Annotated in this window: 11 protein-coding genes and 1 pseudogene; 8 read left to right on the top strand and 4 right to left on the bottom strand. The window is 67.6% G+C overall.

The window, feature by feature from the left end; translation table 11 throughout:
- Window positions 1-20: 20 nt before the first annotated feature.
- A complete protein-coding gene (locus TSO5_RS10350) occupies window positions 21-1,571 on the bottom strand; it encodes a polysaccharide deacetylase family protein (RefSeq protein ID WP_247870688.1) in 1,551 nt (516 codons plus the stop codon).
- A 378-nt stretch (window positions 1,572-1,949) separates the two neighbouring features.
- On the opposite strand from TSO5_RS10350, the gene TSO5_RS10345 reads away from it, so the two are divergent.
- Complete coding sequence (locus TSO5_RS10345) at window positions 1,950-2,318, top strand: DUF2934 domain-containing protein (protein WP_109074523.1); 369 nt, start codon at window positions 1,950-1,952, stop codon at window positions 2,316-2,318.
- A 4-nt stretch (window positions 2,319-2,322) separates the two neighbouring features.
- Here TSO5_RS10345 and TSO5_RS10340 read toward each other — a convergent pair whose 3' ends face one another.
- Window positions 2,323-3,618: a L,D-transpeptidase family protein gene (locus tag TSO5_RS10340; protein ID WP_109151497.1), complete on the bottom strand. Its 1,296-nt coding sequence runs from the start codon at window positions 3,616-3,618 to the stop codon at window positions 2,323-2,325.
- A 380-nt stretch (window positions 3,619-3,998) separates the two neighbouring features.
- On the opposite strand from TSO5_RS10340, the gene TSO5_RS10335 reads away from it, so the two are divergent.
- Window positions 3,999-4,643, top strand: a complete 645-nt coding sequence (locus TSO5_RS10335) for a DUF882 domain-containing protein (protein WP_109151496.1) — start codon at window positions 3,999-4,001, stop codon at window positions 4,641-4,643.
- 671 nt (window positions 4,644-5,314) lie between these two features.
- On the opposite strand, the pseudogene TSO5_RS10330 reads toward TSO5_RS10335, so the two are convergent.
- Window positions 5,315-5,566: pseudogene (locus tag TSO5_RS10330) on the bottom strand (helix-turn-helix transcriptional regulator); the annotation flags it as partial.
- Window positions 5,567-6,108: 542 nt separating this feature from the next.
- Window positions 6,109-6,792: a hypothetical protein gene (locus tag TSO5_RS10325; RefSeq protein ID WP_247870687.1), complete on the bottom strand. Its 684-nt coding sequence runs from the start codon at window positions 6,790-6,792 to the stop codon at window positions 6,109-6,111.
- 185 nt (window positions 6,793-6,977) lie between these two features.
- Between TSO5_RS10325 and TSO5_RS10320 the strand changes: the two genes are divergently transcribed.
- The 6 genes from TSO5_RS10320 to TSO5_RS33655 all read left to right on the top strand — a co-directional run bounded on the left by TSO5_RS10320 (window position 6,978) and on the right by TSO5_RS33655 (window position 14,852).
- Window positions 6,978-8,450 carry a dynamin family protein gene (locus TSO5_RS10320; protein ID WP_109151494.1) on the top strand — a complete coding sequence of 491 codons (1,473 nt, stop codon included), beginning with the start codon at window positions 6,978-6,980 and terminating at the stop codon, window positions 8,448-8,450.
- 173 nt (window positions 8,451-8,623) lie between these two features.
- The gene (locus TSO5_RS10315) at window positions 8,624-9,433 is read left to right on the top strand and encodes a transporter substrate-binding domain-containing protein (protein WP_109151493.1); all 810 of its coding nucleotides are present in this window, start codon (window positions 8,624-8,626) and stop codon (window positions 9,431-9,433) included.
- Window positions 9,434-9,586: 153 nt separating this feature from the next.
- The gene (aroQ, locus tag TSO5_RS10310) at window positions 9,587-10,036 is read left to right on the top strand and encodes a type II 3-dehydroquinate dehydratase (RefSeq protein WP_014247329.1); all 450 of its coding nucleotides are present in this window, start codon (window positions 9,587-9,589) and stop codon (window positions 10,034-10,036) included.
- A gap of 22 nt (window positions 10,037-10,058) precedes the next feature.
- Window positions 10,059-10,508: an acetyl-CoA carboxylase biotin carboxyl carrier protein subunit gene (locus tag TSO5_RS10305; protein WP_109151492.1), complete on the top strand. Its 450-nt coding sequence runs from the start codon at window positions 10,059-10,061 to the stop codon at window positions 10,506-10,508.
- A 19-nt stretch (window positions 10,509-10,527) separates the two neighbouring features.
- Window positions 10,528-11,868 carry an acetyl-CoA carboxylase biotin carboxylase subunit gene (gene accC / locus TSO5_RS10300; protein ID WP_109151491.1) on the top strand — a complete coding sequence of 447 codons (1,341 nt, stop codon included), beginning with the start codon at window positions 10,528-10,530 and terminating at the stop codon, window positions 11,866-11,868.
- A gap of 500 nt (window positions 11,869-12,368) precedes the next feature.
- Window positions 12,369-14,852: a methyl-accepting chemotaxis protein gene (locus tag TSO5_RS33655; protein ID WP_109151490.1), complete on the top strand. Its 2,484-nt coding sequence runs from the start codon at window positions 12,369-12,371 to the stop codon at window positions 14,850-14,852.
- Window positions 14,853-15,021: the final 169 nt, after the last annotated feature.

Below are 15,021 nucleotides of genomic sequence, written 5' to 3'. Positions count from 1 at the left end.
CCTGTAAGGGCGCAGCGCCCTTACTGGCGGTCCGTGGGCGTTCCGGCCACCGGCGAGGGCATGCCGGCGTTGACGATCTTCGGCAGTGCCAGGACGCGCGCCCGTTCCAACCATTCCGACAGGGTGACGAATTCGCAGCCCTTGGCCTTCAGTTCCGCGATCACGCGGGGCAGGGCCTGCGCCGTGCTGGCATAGGTGGAGTGCATCAGGAAGACGTTACCCGGCAGTCCGCCCAGCTTGATCTGGCTGACGATCTTGTCGGCATTGCGCACCTGCCAGTCGCGCGTGTCCACCGACCATAGGACGGAGCCCATATGCTCCTCCCGCGCGATGGTGAGCAGATCGTCCGAATAGCGGCCGTAGGGCGGGCGGAACAGCACCGGGTTGGCGCCGAACTCACGCAGGATGCGGTTGGTCTCCGCGATTTCGTAGCGGGCGCCGGCGGCGTCCATCTTGCGCAGGTCGGAATGGGTCAGGCTGTGGTTGCCGATCTCATGTCCGCCGGCGACGAAGTCGCGGATCAGATCCCCCTGCCGTTCGGCGATGCGGCCGACCGGGAAATAGGTGGCGCGCACGCCTTCGCGGTTCAGGATGTCCAGAACCTGGCGGGTGACCGTGCGGTGCGGCCCGTCGTCGAAGGTCAGGGCGCAGAGGTTCCAGTTCTCCCGCTTCAGCGTCGCCGGCATCACGTCGTAGCGCGAATCCGGCATCACCGAGCGCAGCCGGCCCTTGCGGCGGCTGTGCTGCTCGATGTCCGCCATGGTGCGGGCATCTTCCTCGTTGTAGATGACCAGACCCTCGGCCGGCGGCAAGGCGGCGGCGACCGACGGCGGCGGCAGCGGAGCGGCATTGGCGGAGCCGATCGGCGCCAGGACGGAGGTGGTCGTCGTCGTCACCGTCTCGCGTTCGACGGCCTGCTGCGGCGGCTTGTTGTCGGGCAGCGGCGGGGCGACGGCCACTGTCACGGCCGGCGGCTTGGTCGCGGGCGACGGAACGAAGGCCGGCTCCGCCGGTGATGCCGCCTGAACGGGGGCGACTTCGGGAGCGGGCGCAGTCTTTTCGGGAGCGGTCTTCGCCAGCGTGACGGGCGCCGGCGTCGCGGTCGGGGCCGGGCGGTCGACGACGAGGCAGCCGAAGCCGGCGCCGACGATCCGCCGGCACAGCGCCCGCGCGTCGGTGCCCTTGGCGACCTGGGCGTAAAGCGCCACGCCGCCGGCCTCGCTCTTGCCGTCCAGCAGCATGACCGAGGCGGTCATCCCGGCCGTCAGATCACGCTCGCGCCGCTGCAGGTTCTTCCAGCTCCACCAAGCGTCGCCGTCACCGGAATAGATGCCCAGCTGCAGGACCGGGCCGTCGGGTATGGCTGGGGCCGCGGCCGGAGCCGGGGTCGGCGCCTTCTGCTCGACCTTGGCGGCGGGCTGGCGTTTGGCGGGCGATTCGGCGGCGTGGGAGTGCAGGGCGGGCAACGCGATCGCGCAGGCCAGCAGGGCGACCTTGAGCAGCCCGCCGGAGCCCTGGCCGCACGCCGGCAGGACCAGCGCGAGGCCCCGGCCCCGGCGGCTGTCGGCCACCCGGAGGCTGGAACTGTGGGATGCGGCGTTTGGCCAGGAAATGCGCAACATATCGGTCCCGTCGCTTGGCCCAGCCACTATCTGCGGACCGCCGGTTGATGGCGGTGCAATATCATCCCGAAGGGGTTAATTCAAACGACAAGCGGCGAAAATGTGGCGGCTTCGCCGCTTTTCACAGGGGCGTTGCCGTTCGGAAACGGTGCCGCCACCGGGCATGCCCAAGGGGTGGGCAAAGGCTGGTGAAGAGGCATGCCGGAACCGGCGGGGGAGCGGCGGGGTTCATTAGGGGACAGGCGGAGCGGCCGGGCGCCGGAACAGGCGCCGTGGGCCGCGTCCGCAACCCCTCTGGAAGGCCCACCCGTGAAGGAGACGACCCGTATGGCCGAGGATTTGGAAAGCCGCATCCGTCGGCGCGCACATGAGATTTGGGAGCGCGAAGGCCGGCCGGAAGGCCGCGACGCCGCCCATTGGGAACTGGCCAGCGAGGAGATCGCGATCCAGGACAACTACCGCGACACGCTGAAGCCCAACCCGGCCGGCGGTCCGGAAGCGACCGCGATGCGCACCGAGCCGGTGGAGCCGGTGCTGAGCATCGCCAATCAGGGCGAACAGCCCGGCCTCGCCGACCAGGGCGACGAGATGGGCATTCCGATGCGCGGCGACCGTGATGCGTGGCCGACGCCGGAAGAAGCGGCCTCCACCGCCGTGCCGCCCAACCGCAGCAAGAAGACGCGCCGCCGGGGATAGCCCCTCAGACGCGGGACTTTTCCGCCGTGCCGTCCGCCGTGCCGCTTCTGTCTTCGGGCATGGCGGCGCGGCCGGTATCGGCCGGCGTTACTGCCGGCGCGACGGCCGGGAGCGAGCCGGGCGCCGGCTCCACCGCCGGGGCGGATGCGCCGACCGGCACGTCGTCCAGGCGGTCGTAGATGTCCGGATGCAGGCGGACGGCGCCGTCCGCCTCGACCGTGGCGATCCAATAGACGAATTGAACCGGCATCGGCGTGGGCAGCTTGACCCACTGCGGCTGCGGCTTGGTCAGCATGCGGTCGATCCGCGCCGGGGTCACGCTGGTTCCCTGCAGCAGCAACTCCGCCAGCCGGCGCGGGTCCTCCAGCCGGACGCAGCCGGAGCTGATGGAGCGCAGCTCGCGCGCGAACAGCCGCGGCTCGTTGGTGCCGTGCAGATAGATGTCGTAGGGGTTGGTCAGGTTGAAGCGGAACCGGCCGAGCGCGTTGTGGTCGCCCGGCTGCTGCACGATGCGGACCCGGCCGGGCGTGACGTCGTGCCAGTCAACGGTTTCCGGTGCCACCTCCTGCCCGTCGAGATAGACGATGGCGTTCTGGATGCCGGGCACGCCCTTGGCCCGCAGCATCGGCAGCTTGTCTTCCTTCAGGACGGTGGGCGGCACGGTCCAGGTCGGGTTGACGATGACGTGGGTGATGCGGTCGGTCAGCAGCGGCGTCTCGCGCGACGGCCGGCCGACGATGGCGCGCATCGTCAGCTCCTCCTCCCCGCCACGCACCAGCGTGGTGGTCTGGTCGGTCAGGTTCACCACCAGGACATTGTCCGGGGCGGTGTCGCGGAAGCTGCGCATCGCGACGGCGCTCTGCCGCATCAGCGCCGCGGCCTCCGCCGGCGTGCGGTCGAGGGCGGCGCGGGTGCCGGCGCCGATCAGGCCGTCGGGCTTCATCCGCTGGGCGAGCTGGAAGGCCTTCACCGCGCGGTCGATGTCGGCGGTGAAGACGTCCGACACCTTGTCCGCCGGCAGCAGGCCGAGTTCGACCAGACGCTGCGACAGCCGGCCGACGCGCTCGCCGCTGCTGCCCAGCTTCATCAGGCCGCCTTCGCCGATTCGGGTCGACGGCTGCACCGGGTTGCGGTCCAGCTCCACGGCGGCGGCGTCCAGCCGGTCGGCCCATTGCGTCAGCGTGTCGCGGTAGGGCAGGGCGTCCGCGGGGCCGACGCCGAGCAGCGCCAGCGCCGATGCGGCAGCGAGCGCCAGCATGGCCAGCTTGCGGGGCTTGCGGAGGTCGGCGGAAACGGTCATGTCGGATACCCTCTGTCACAGTGGGCCGGCTGTGCGTACGAATGAACGCGCCGCGGCCCTTTCGAACAATTTATGCAACGCAATAATGGAAGGCGAGGCGTGCGGCGCGAAATTCCGTCGATCATTCTCCCGGTGTGATCTTCCTGCCGCCGTCCTATGACGTGCCTATGCAAGAAGGTCACAGTGCAAAATTTTTTGGTTGCCTCGACCGATGACCTTCCTTATACGGATATCCGTCCGGAGACGATTCACACCAGACGGGACGCTTCGGACCAGCGTTGGTCATAAGGTTATACCAGCCGCGGGCGCCACGCGACCCGCCAAACGCCGAACGGCCACAGCGTAGAACGGCCAAAAACGTAAAACGACGAGGTTCGGGGATGCATTTGGGGGATGACGAGCGTGCCGCTCCGGCCATCGGTCGGCGCGGGTTCCTGGGTTTTGCCGCCGCGGCGGTAACGTCGGCCCTTCCGGCCGCTTCGGGATTGATGACGGGGGTCGCCACCAGCGTGGCGACGGGTGTGGCGACGGCGCCGGTCCTTCTGGGGTCGGGCAGCGCGGAGGCCGCTCCCCTTGCCGGCAGCGTCCGGCGCATCAGCCTGCACAACATCAACACGCATGAGCGGTTCGACGGCGTCTATTGGGCCGACGGCCATTACCGGCCGGATGCGCTGCGCAAGCTGGACGTGCTTCTGCGCGACCATCGGGCCAAGCAGGTCTGCCGTTACGATCCGCGCCTGTTCGACCTGCTCGCCCGCGTTCACCAGAGCGTCGGGTCGGACGATCCGTTCGAAGTGATCTGCGGTTACCGCTCCCGCCGCACCAATGCGATGGCGCGGCGCCGGTCGCGCGGGGTGGCGAAGGAAAGCTATCACACCCGCGGCATGGCCATCGACATCCGCCTGCCCGACACCCAATTGCGCGCCATCTCGGAGTTGGCGAAGTCGATGCAGTCGGGCGGCGTCGGCTATTACCCGCGCAGCGGCTTCGTCCATCTCGACGTCGGCCCGGTTCGCAGCTGGTAGGCATCGGAGCGTCGGCTGTCTCAGCCGACACCCCGGGTGCGCCATTCCACGAGAAGCCATTCCAAGCAAAAAGGCTCCGCATCGACCGATGCGGAGCCTTTTTGCTATGCGGATCATGTGCCGGCGGCCTGTCGGTCGCCCTGTCGCCCTGTCGCCCTGTCGCCCTGTCGCCCTGTCGCCCTGTCGCCCTGTCGCCTTCAGCTTCGCGGCGACGGCTTGGTCGCACGCAGGATGTCGGTCGGGTCCCAAACCGCGCCATGGCGGCGGCGCGCCTTGCTCTCGCTGGAGTTGTCGGCGGATTTCACCGGCTTGACCCGCGGCGCATCGCTGCGGACGGTGCGGCCGGCCTTGCGGGCGCTTTCCCTCTCCGGGACCGCGGCAACGATTTCACTGTCCGCCAGGCTGCTGCCACCATCGGACGACTGCATCGGGTCCTGGGACGTCGAGGAGTCGGGATCGCCGTCCTCGCCCTCGTCGGGGCCTTCCGGCGGCTCCTTGATTTCCGGTGACAGTGCGGAGAGCAGCGACAGCATCTCGTCCGACACATGGGAGGGGGCGGCGCGCCACAGGCGCAGAAGCCGCGCCTCGCGCCGGCTGATCTGGGTGTCGTCGTCGTCCGACTCCTGGAAGCCGACGCGCGAGCGGCGCAGGCCGCCGGCATCGTTGTAGGTGTCGAAGAAGAAGCTCACCGGAACATCCAGCACCTGTCCAAGACGGTACAGGGTTCCGGCCGATATGCGGTTGGAGCCGCGCTCGTATTTCTGAACCTGCTGAAAGGTCAGGCCGATCGCCTCGCCAAGTTTTTCCTGGCTCATTCCCAGAAGGGTCCGGCGCATCCGCACGCGCTGCCCGACATGGGCGTCCACGGACCAGGATTCCGGCGATCCGCGTCGTCCTCTTTTGCGCGCCGTCGGTTCACTCATGTCCATTGGTCTCCGATGCCCAGTCTTCCGCAGCCTCTCTTTGCGAGAATGAAAAGATTGTTCACACATTCCTTGGGGATGTTCAAGAGAAAACTTTCGAATATTGGTGCGCGGTCGTCATATTCCGATAGGCATCGATGGTGCCGCAGCATTCGCGAGAGTTGTCGTGTTACAGCTTTGTATTATTTCGCAGGTGATGAGGATCAATTGCCAGAAGGGCTTGTCCGATCCCTGCATTCAACTCTTTTGCGGAAATGCCGGAATCTTCCGGTTCGCCCAATGGTTGGGTCGATAGCTTTTTGTTTACAGGAATTCGACGATCGTGACCGGATAGGGTTTTTACCGCCACAAATGGTGATCAGAAAGCTTCTGGTTGTGGTAAATATTCGGACGATTGCAGAACAACTTTCTGTTCGACAGGCCGATACACTGCGTCACGCGCCTGCGGCCAGCCAGTACGGGCCGGCATCGTTGGTCAGGCTATCGTTAATACATAATTAACTATATTTTCGCGGCAACGATCGGCACCCGACAGGGCGGATTCAGGGCCGCGAGGGCCGTGGAGCGTGACAATCCGTATCGGCCTTGCCGCCAATCCCCGTCCGGGCAGCAGTGGACCTGGAAGCGGGCGGCACCGCCCAGGGGCCACCGGCGGCGGCAAACCCCTCGACATGGTCGCGCAGCTTCTGAACCTGCGACGGAGTGACGCTGCGGCCGAAGCGGGACTTCAGCAGGGCGGCCAGCGCGCCGCGTGTCGGGCGGACACCGTCGGCCGACAGGGTGCGGTAGGCGACGAAAGCCTCGGCATAGAGGCGGATGCGGTCGGGCCGCGCGCACAGCTGCGCCGCCTGGGCGGAGGCGCTGCGGTTCAGGTGCTCGGCCAGCCGCTCTGCCGCCTGCGCCTGGGTCAGGTCGGGCAGGGCGGCGGCCGGCTGCTCCGGCGGTTCGGGACGGCCGATGGAGTCGCGCCGCCGCCGTCGCCGCTGGCGCTCGCGGTCGCCGGCGCGCAGCCGCTCGGCATAGGCCGGGTCGGCGGCGCGGCGTTCGGTGCGGCTGCGGTTGGAGCGGGCGGCGCGCTCCGCCTCGCGCGCCTGCAGCATCGGGTCGCGCAGCAGGAAAGCCAGTTCCTCCGCGGTCAGCCGATGCTCCTGCTCCGACCCGGCGGGCACGGAGGTGGAGGGGCTGTCGCGGTCGCCGTCGGTGTCGTCCATCGCGAGGGAACGCAACGGCCGCCCGCCATGTTCCCGCGCCCGGTCGGACGACCCCGCCAGGGTCTCCGCACGGATGATGAGGGAGATTTCATGTCCGGTGCCGGTCCCGCCCGTGCTAGAGAAAGGCCGTCCTTATTCGGGCCGCCGTCCTCTCTCCGGCCCGTCTTCCCGGCCCGTGCAACAGTGGAATTCGCCCGCCCATGACCCCCCGGCAAGCCCTTCAGCAGCGCCTTGCGGCCTTGGATGCCCATCTGCGCGCGGAAAACCCCAACCTGCTGCCGGTCCTTCCGACCTTCCGCGCCTTCGACCGCATCCTGGCCGGGCTTGGGCTGATCGACCGCCATGAATCGCTGACCACCCGCATTCCGTGGTGGCCGATGGTCGCGGTGCTCGGCACCTTCTCGGCCGGCAAGTCGACCTTCCTCAACGGCTATCTGGGCGAGGTTCTGCAGAACACCGGCAATCAGGCGGTTGACGACAAGTTCACCGTGATCTGCCACGGGCCGGAAACCCGCAAGGAGGCGCTGCCCGGCACCGCGCTGAACGCCGACCCGCGCTTTCCCTTCTATCGCATCGCCGACGAGATCGAGAAGGTGGCGGCCGGCGAGGGCAAGCGGATCGACAACTACCTTCAACTGAAGACGCTGGCCGGGCCGCGGACCAAGGGAAAGATCTTCATCGATTCGCCGGGCTTCGACGCCGACGACCAGCGCCGCTCGGTCCTGCGGCTGGTGGACCATATCGTCGAGCTGTCGGACCTCGTGCTGGTGTTCTTCGACGCCCGCCATCCGGAACCGGGCGCGATGCAGGACACGTTGCGCCATCTGGTCGCCAAGACGGTCAACCGCGCCGACGCCCGCAAGGTCTGCTACATCCTCAATCAGGTCGACACCACGGCCAAGGAGGACAATCTGGAGGCGGTGTTCGGCGCCTGGCAGCGCGCCATCGCCCAGGCCGGGCTGGTGTCGGGCCGCTTCTACGCCATCTACGACCAGCGCTCCGCCGTCGACATCGAGGATGATGGCCGCCGCGCCCGTTACGAGGCGCGCCGCGACCACGACCTCGCCGAGATCCACACCCGCATCAACGAGGTGGAGGTCGCCCGCGCCTACCGCATCATCGGTTCGATCGACAGCCTGACCAAGGAGCTGGAGGGCGAGGTGTTGCCCAAGCTGCGCGAGGCGATGGCGACGTGGCGCCGCCGCGTGCTGACCGGCGACGCGGTCTGGGGCGTGCTGCTGCTGGCGCTGTTGGGGACGGTGGTCCAGACGGTGGGCGGCGGCTTCGGCGCTTTCCTCGGCTGGCTGTCCGAGTCCGGCGACAGCGGGCTGCCGCTGCACCTGATCGGCACCGCCGTGCTGCTGGGCGGGCTGTTCCTGGCCGGGCACTTCAAGATTCGCCAGTTCTTTGCCCGCCGCATCGCCGCGTCCCTGAGCGACCGCTTCGGCGACGTCGACCTGGACCTGCGGGCGGCCTTCCTGAAGAACACGCGCTTCTTCCGTTCGATCTTCGCCAAGCAGCCGGCCGGCTGGGGCGGGCGGGCGCGCCGGGCGATCTTCGCCATCCGCGAGGCGACGGCGGTGCATGTCCAGCGCGTCAACGACCTCTACACCGATCCGGCCGGCCGCCGCGCCCGGGAAGCCGCGCCCGGCCCGGCCGCCGCGGCGGAATGACCGCGGCCCGCATAGGACCTCGGCCACCCTTTACAGTGCAACGGATGGGCCGTTAGATCTCCGCTCGCCCGCCGGACGGCGGCGCGGGACTCACCGGTGGACGACCAGTGGACTTGCGGGATTCGGCAGGCGGCGCGGCAGGCGGGGTGAGACGAGCGGCGCTTGGCGCCGTCATGGCCGGGCTGTTTCTGTGTGCCGCACCGGCTCGGCCATCGGCGCTGGAGACGCAATCCGGCCCGGTGCCGACGCCCTACACCGGCCTGGATCTGGTGACCGGCAATGATTATGCCCCCTACACCGGCGAGGATCTGCCGGGCGGCGGTCTGGTGACGGAGCTGGTCCGCCAGGCCTTCGCGGTCGGCGGGCGCCGCTACGACGTGCGCTTCATGCCGTGGAAGCGGGGCTATGACGGCGTGGTCCTGGGCCGTTTCCTCGCCACCTTCCCCTATGTCCGCACGCCCGAACGGGAGCGCGAGGTGCTGTTCTCCGACCCGGTGATCGAGGTGCGGCAGTTCGTCTATCTGTCGAAGCGGTCGGCGATGGAGTTCCATGACGGCGGCGCCGGCGGCAAGCCCGGCGGCGACTCTGGCGGCGTGACGGACTTCCGCGGGCGGACGGTCTGCCAGCCGGTCGGCTACGCCCTGCCGGCCGAGCTGGAGGAGCTGGTGCAGCTGGGGCGGTTGACCCGGCACACGCCGTCGGACCTCGGCGCCTGCATGCGCATGGTGGCGACCGGCCGGGCCGACGCCCTGGTGATCGACGAATACAGCGCCGCCGCGGCGATCGCCCGTGCCGGTCTGGCCGAAGAGATCCGGGTATCGGAGCGGCCCTTCGCCGTGGTGACCCTGCATCTGGTGGTGGGGCGGGCCACGCCGGGGGCCGAAGCGATGGTCGCCGCCTTCAACGACGGGCTGAAGACGCTGAAACAGCAGGGGGTTTATCGCCGGCTGCTGGCCGCCCACACGGTTCAGCCTCTTCCCTGATTTCCCTCGGTTTTGCGCGGTCTTTGGGGTGGCCGGGGCGATTTTCCGGTTCGATGCCGCGCTTTTCCGCGCCATAGGCCCCCGTCGCCATGGACAGGACGGTGCTTCGTGCTATAAACGCGCGGTTTCGATCATGGAAAAGGGGCGCGGGCCGTGGCCATCGACGCGTCGATTCTGGTCCTCAACGGGCCGAACCTCAACATGCTGGGCGTGCGGGAGCCGCAAATCTACGGGTCGATGACCCTGGACGACCTGGAGGCCGCCTGCCACGAGCGTGCCGATCAGCTGGGTCTGACCGTGGATTTCCGGCAGTCCAACCACGAAGGCGAACTGGTCTCGTGGATCCAGCAGGCGCGCACGGAGAATGACGGCATCGTCATCAACGCCGGCGCCTACACCCACACCTCGGTCGCGATCATGGACAGCCTGATCCTGTCGGAGCTGCCGGTGATCGAGGTCCATCTGTCGAACATCTTCAAGCGCGAGCCGGTCCGCCATCACTCCTACATCTCGCCGGTGGCGAGGGGGATGATCTGCGGGTTCGGGCCGCACGGGTATCTTCTGGCGCTGGACGCCATCGCGAACATCATCGACCGCGATTAAGGAAACGGGAACGACTGACATCATGGCGAGCTTCGACATCGACGGCGATCTGGTCCGCAAGCTGGCGGACCTCCTGCGTGAGACGGGCTTGAGCGAGATCGAGTTCGCCGAGGGCGAAAAGCGCATCCGCGTCACCCGCCCGACCGCCGCCCAGACGGTCGCCGTCCAGGCAGCCCCGGTCCTGGCGGCCGCCCCGGTCGCCGCCGCGGCGGCTCCGGCGGGCAAGCCGGTGAACCATCCGGGCGCGGTCACCTCGCCGATGGTCGGCACCGCCTATCTGGCGGCCGAGCCGGGCGGCACGCCCTTCGTTCGTCCGGGCGACGTGGTCAAGGCCGGCCAGACCATCATGATCATCGAGGCGATGAAGGTCATGAACCCGATCAAGGCCCCGCGCGGCGGCACCGTCGCCGAGGTGCTGGTGTCCGACGCCCAGCCGGTCGAGTTCGGCGAAGTTCTCCTCATCATCGAGTAAGCGGGGCATTCCCTTGGCGATGTTCGAAAAGGTCCTGATCGCGAACCGTGGTGAGATCGCTCTGCGCATCCACCGCGCCTGCCGCGAGATGGGGATCCAGACCGTGGCGGTGCATTCCACCGCCGACGCCGACGCCATGCACGTCCGCCTCGCCGACGAAAGCGTGTGCATCGGCCCGGCGTCCGCGCGCGACAGCTACCTCAACATTCCGGCCATCTTGTCGGCGGCGTCGATCACCAATGTCGACGCCATCCACCCCGGCATCGGCTTCCTGTCGGAAAACGCCCAGTTCGCGGAGATGGTGGAGGAGCACGGCTTCACCTTCATCGGCCCGACGCCGGAGCATATCCGGATCATGGGCGACAAGGTCACCGCCAAGAAGACGGTGATGGAACAGGGGCTGCCGGTGGTGCCCGGTTCCGACGGTCCGGTGACGTCGCTGGAAGATGCGGAGAAAGTCGCCCACGAGACCGGCTATCCGGTGCTGATCAAGGCGGCGGCGGGCGGCGGCGGCAAGGGCATGAAGGTCGCCCGCAACCCCGACCAGCTGAAGGAAGCCTATCAGCTGGCCCGTGGCGAGGCGCGCGCCGCCTTCGGCAACGACGAGGTCTATCTGGAGAAGTATCTCGGCCATCCGCGGCACATCGAGATCCAGCTCCTGGGCGACACCCACGGCACCTGCGTGCATTTCGGCGAGCGCGACTGCTCGGTCCAGCGCCGGCACCAGAAGGTGATCGAGGAGGCGCCGAGTCCGGCGCTGAACGCCGAACAGCGTGCCTTCATCGGCGATCTGGCGGCCAAGACGGCGGCGGCCATCGGCTATCGCGGCGTCGGCACGATGGAGTTCCTGTACGAGGACGGGCAGTTCTATTTCATCGAAATGAACACCCGCCTGCAGGTCGAACACACCATCACCGAGATGATAACCGGCATCGATCTGGTGCGCGAGCAGATCCGCGTCGCCGCCGGCGCGCCGCTGGGCTACGGCCAGTCGGACATCCGCTTCGAAGGCCACGCCATCGAATGCCGGGTGAACGCCGAGAACCCGGAGACCTTCATCCCGTCGCCGGGCAAGATCGACGGCTATCACGCGCCGGGCGGCCTGGGTGTCCGTGTCGATTCGGCTCTCTATGACGGCTACCGCGTGCCGTCACATTACGACAGCCTGATCGCCAAGCTGGTCGTCCACGGCACCACTCGCAACGAGTGCCTGATGCGCCTGCGCCGCTCCATCGAGGAGTATGTGATCGGCGGCATCCAGACGACGCTGCCGCTGCATGACCGCATCATCGCCCAGCAGGCCTTCATCGACGGCAATTACGACATCCATTGGCTGGAACAGCTGATGGCGAAGTCCTGACTACGTTACGTCTATAGTACATGCCCGCAAATGCTGCGGCGAACTGTCGCAGTGTTGAAAGCCCCTCCCTCAAGTCGAGAGAGGGGCTTTTCTTTTATGACGTTTCGCTGATAAAGCCGGCTTTATTCTCCAGTCACCATATAGTCTTTTGCAATCTGGCAATTTGGTGGCTCGTATGCGTTTTTTCTCGCAAACTGCGACGCTGAATGCATATGGCGCCCGCCGGGCGACGGCATCCCCCCGTCCTCTCGGGTGTTTCCGTCCATTGGGGTTATCCCGGAAGTCCGCTTTTCGGCCGGCAGTGCGTGCATGGCACACCTCTTGCTGACTTGATCTGCATCAGTGCGGGGCGGTGCCTACCCAGAGTAGACGAAATACCATTCCGTTAGCTGTATCGAGCCATCGCTTTTTTCCGGCGATGTTGTTTTCCCCTGGTCCGCATCCTGGCCGCGCATCCCTTGCGCTGCCGAACCTGCCCCTTGCCCGACGAGGTTCCGTCCATGCGTCTCAATGAACCGATCACCGACCGCGAAATCGAGATGGAAGACGGCGTGCTGCTGGTGTCGAGAACCGACACGGGCGGCCGCATAACCTTCGTCAACAAGGCCTTCGTCGACATCAGCGGCTATGCCGAAGACGAGCTGATCGGGTCTCCGCACAACCTGATCCGCCATCCCCACATGCCGAAGGAGGCCTTCGCCGACCTGTGGGCGACGATCAAGGGCGGCCGGCCGTGGGAAGGGCTGGTGAAGAACCGGACCAAGACCGGCGACTTCTACTGGGTCCGCGCCAACGTCACCCCGGTGGTGGAGGACGGGACGGTGACCGGCTTCATCTCCATCCGCACCAAGCCGTCGCGCGAGCAGGTGGCGGCGACGGAACGGCTCTACGCCGACATTCGCGAAGGACGGGCGCGCCATCTCTCGGTGCGTGAGGGACAGGCGGTGGCGCGGGGCGGTGCTGCGGCGCTGCGGCGCTGGGTGGCCAGCATCACCGGGCGGCTGACCCTGATCTTCGCCTTCATGGTCCTGTCGATGCTGGTGGTGGGCGGCGTCACGCTGCGCGGCATGTCCGACAGCAACGCGTCGCTGAAGACGGTGTATGAGGACCGGACGGTTCCCGCCGTGCAGATCGGCCAGATCCTGGACCATATGCGCGACAATGTGCAGACGCTGCAGCAGCTCATCATCGATACCCGCGACGGCACCGACTCCAAGGTGATCACCGGCCGGGAGCAGCGCATCTCCGGCAATGCCGCAACCATCGACCGGCTGTGGGCGGAGTTTCTCACCACCCATCTGACGTCTGAGGAGAAGGAACTGGCGGAGCATTTCGCCAGGCAGCGCGCCGCGTTCCTGAACGAAGGATTGAAGCCGGCGGTGGAGCTGGCGCGCCAGGGCGATTCGCTGCGGCTGGAGGTGATGGTCCGCGACCGCATCGACCCGCTGTTCCAGGCCGCCTTCCAGACCAACAAGGACCTGCTGCAGCTGCAGCTGACCGTTGCCCGTGGCGAATATGAAGGGGCGCTGGGGGATTTCCGCTGGCATCTGGTCTTCGCGGTGGCCGCCGGGCTGGCGGTGCTGGTGGCGGCCGTGCTTTGCGGCTTCATGCTGCTGCGCACCGTGCGGCGGCCGCTTGCCGACTTCTCGACCGATTTCGACGCCATCGCCCGCAACGACCAGACCCACATCATCGACCTGCCGACCGCGGTCGAGTTCCATCCCATCGCCGGGCAGCTGCGCGGGTTGAAAGCCCGGCTGTGCTACGCCGTGCAGGAGCGCGTCGAACGCGCCCGTCAGGCCGACGAGGAGCGGCGCCGCGCGCTGGAGTCCATGGCCTCCACCGTGGAGCGCGAGGCCGGCCGTGCGGTGGAGGAGGTGGCCCAGCGCACCGGCGCCATGGCCAATGACGCCGAAGGCATGTCCGGCTCGGCCGAGCGGGTCAGCATCAACGCCCAGACCGTGGCGTCGGCTGCGGGCCAGGCGCTGGCCAACGCCCAGACCGTCGCCGCCGCCAGCGAGCAGCTGGCCGCCTCGATCCGCGAGATTTCCTCGCAGATCGCCCATTCCAGCGCGGTGACCCGCCGTGCGGTGGAAAGCGGCCACCACACCCAGGCCACCATCCGCTCCCTGTCGGAGACGGTGGCGAAGGTGGGCGAGGTGGTGAACCTGATCCAGTCCATCGCCGGCCAGACCAATCTTCTGGCGCTCAACGCCACCATCGAGGCGGCGCGGGCGGGGGAGGCCGGCAAGGGCTTCGCCGTCGTGGCGCAGGAGGTGAAGAACCTCGCCAACCAGACCGCTTCCTCGACCGAGGAGATCACGCGCCAGATCACCGCCATCCAGTCGGTGACCGATCAGGCGGTGCAGGCGGTGGAGGCGATCGGCCAGACCATCGCCGAGATCGACCACATCGCCGGCTCGATCGCTGCGGCAATGGAGGAGCAGTCGGCCGCCACCCAGGAGATCAGCCGCAACGTGGTTGAGACCTCCACCGCGGCGCAGGAGGTGTCGTACCGCATCGCCGCGGTGTCGGAGGAGGCCGACCGCACCGGCGAGCAGGCGACCCAGGTCAAGCACGGCTCCGGCGACGTCGCCCGCTCCATCGAGAGCCTGCGCAAGGTGCTGGTCCGCATCGTCCGCACCTCCACCGGCGACGCCGACCGCCGGCGCAAGCCGCGTTATCAGGTGGAAGAGACGGGGACACTGCTGATCGGCGGAGACCGTCTGGCGGTGACCGTGCGCAACCTGTCGATCGGCGGCGCGATGATCGACCCGGTGACGGCAACCGACGGCCGTTCGCTGGCGGGCGCCACCGGCAAGCTGCGCTTGGACCGCTACGGCGCCGAGGCGACGGTCGCGGTCAAGGCGGTGGAGCATAACCGCATCCATCTCGCCTTCGATGGCGAGACGATGTCGCGCGACTTCGATCGGGCCGTCGAAATCGCCACGAAGGATCGTTCGCCGGTCGACGTGGCAGCCTGAACAGTTCCGGCAGTATCCGGCGCCTTCCCAACAGTGGTCGACGCGGAACTTTGCGTGTCTTCTCCTTCCCCTAGGTTGAGGGATGCTCCCCTGTGACAATTTCGCAAGGGAGACCTTAGGGAGTGAAGGAGTATTATTGGGCTTGTCGCCGGGATCCTGTGCTCGTTCA

Source organism: Azospirillum sp. TSO5, assembly GCF_003116065.1.
Lineage (GTDB): Bacteria > Pseudomonadota > Alphaproteobacteria > Azospirillales > Azospirillaceae > Azospirillum.
This window is presented reverse-complemented; position numbering and strand designations above follow the sequence as displayed.

Excerpts from the sequence above, each read along its gene's own strand:
- TSO5_RS10345 (WP_109074523.1), top strand. The coding sequence starts at position 1,950 with ATGGCCGAGGATTTGGAAAGCCGCATCCGTCGGCGCGCACATGAGATT.
- TSO5_RS10340 (WP_109151497.1), bottom strand. The coding sequence starts at position 3,618 with ATGACCGTTTCCGCCGACCTCCGCAAGCCCCGCAAGCTGGCCATGCTG.
- TSO5_RS10315 (WP_109151493.1), top strand. The coding sequence starts at position 8,624 with ATGGCCGGGCTGTTTCTGTGTGCCGCACCGGCTCGGCCATCGGCGCTG.
- TSO5_RS10335 (WP_109151496.1), top strand. The coding sequence starts at position 3,999 with ATGCATTTGGGGGATGACGAGCGTGCCGCTCCGGCCATCGGTCGGCGC.
- TSO5_RS10320 (WP_109151494.1), top strand. The coding sequence starts at position 6,978 with ATGACCCCCCGGCAAGCCCTTCAGCAGCGCCTTGCGGCCTTGGATGCC.
- accC (WP_109151491.1), top strand. The coding sequence starts at position 10,528 with ATGTTCGAAAAGGTCCTGATCGCGAACCGTGGTGAGATCGCTCTGCGC.
- TSO5_RS10305 (WP_109151492.1), top strand. The coding sequence starts at position 10,059 with ATGGCGAGCTTCGACATCGACGGCGATCTGGTCCGCAAGCTGGCGGAC.
- TSO5_RS33655 (WP_109151490.1), top strand. The coding sequence starts at position 12,369 with ATGCGTCTCAATGAACCGATCACCGACCGCGAAATCGAGATGGAAGAC.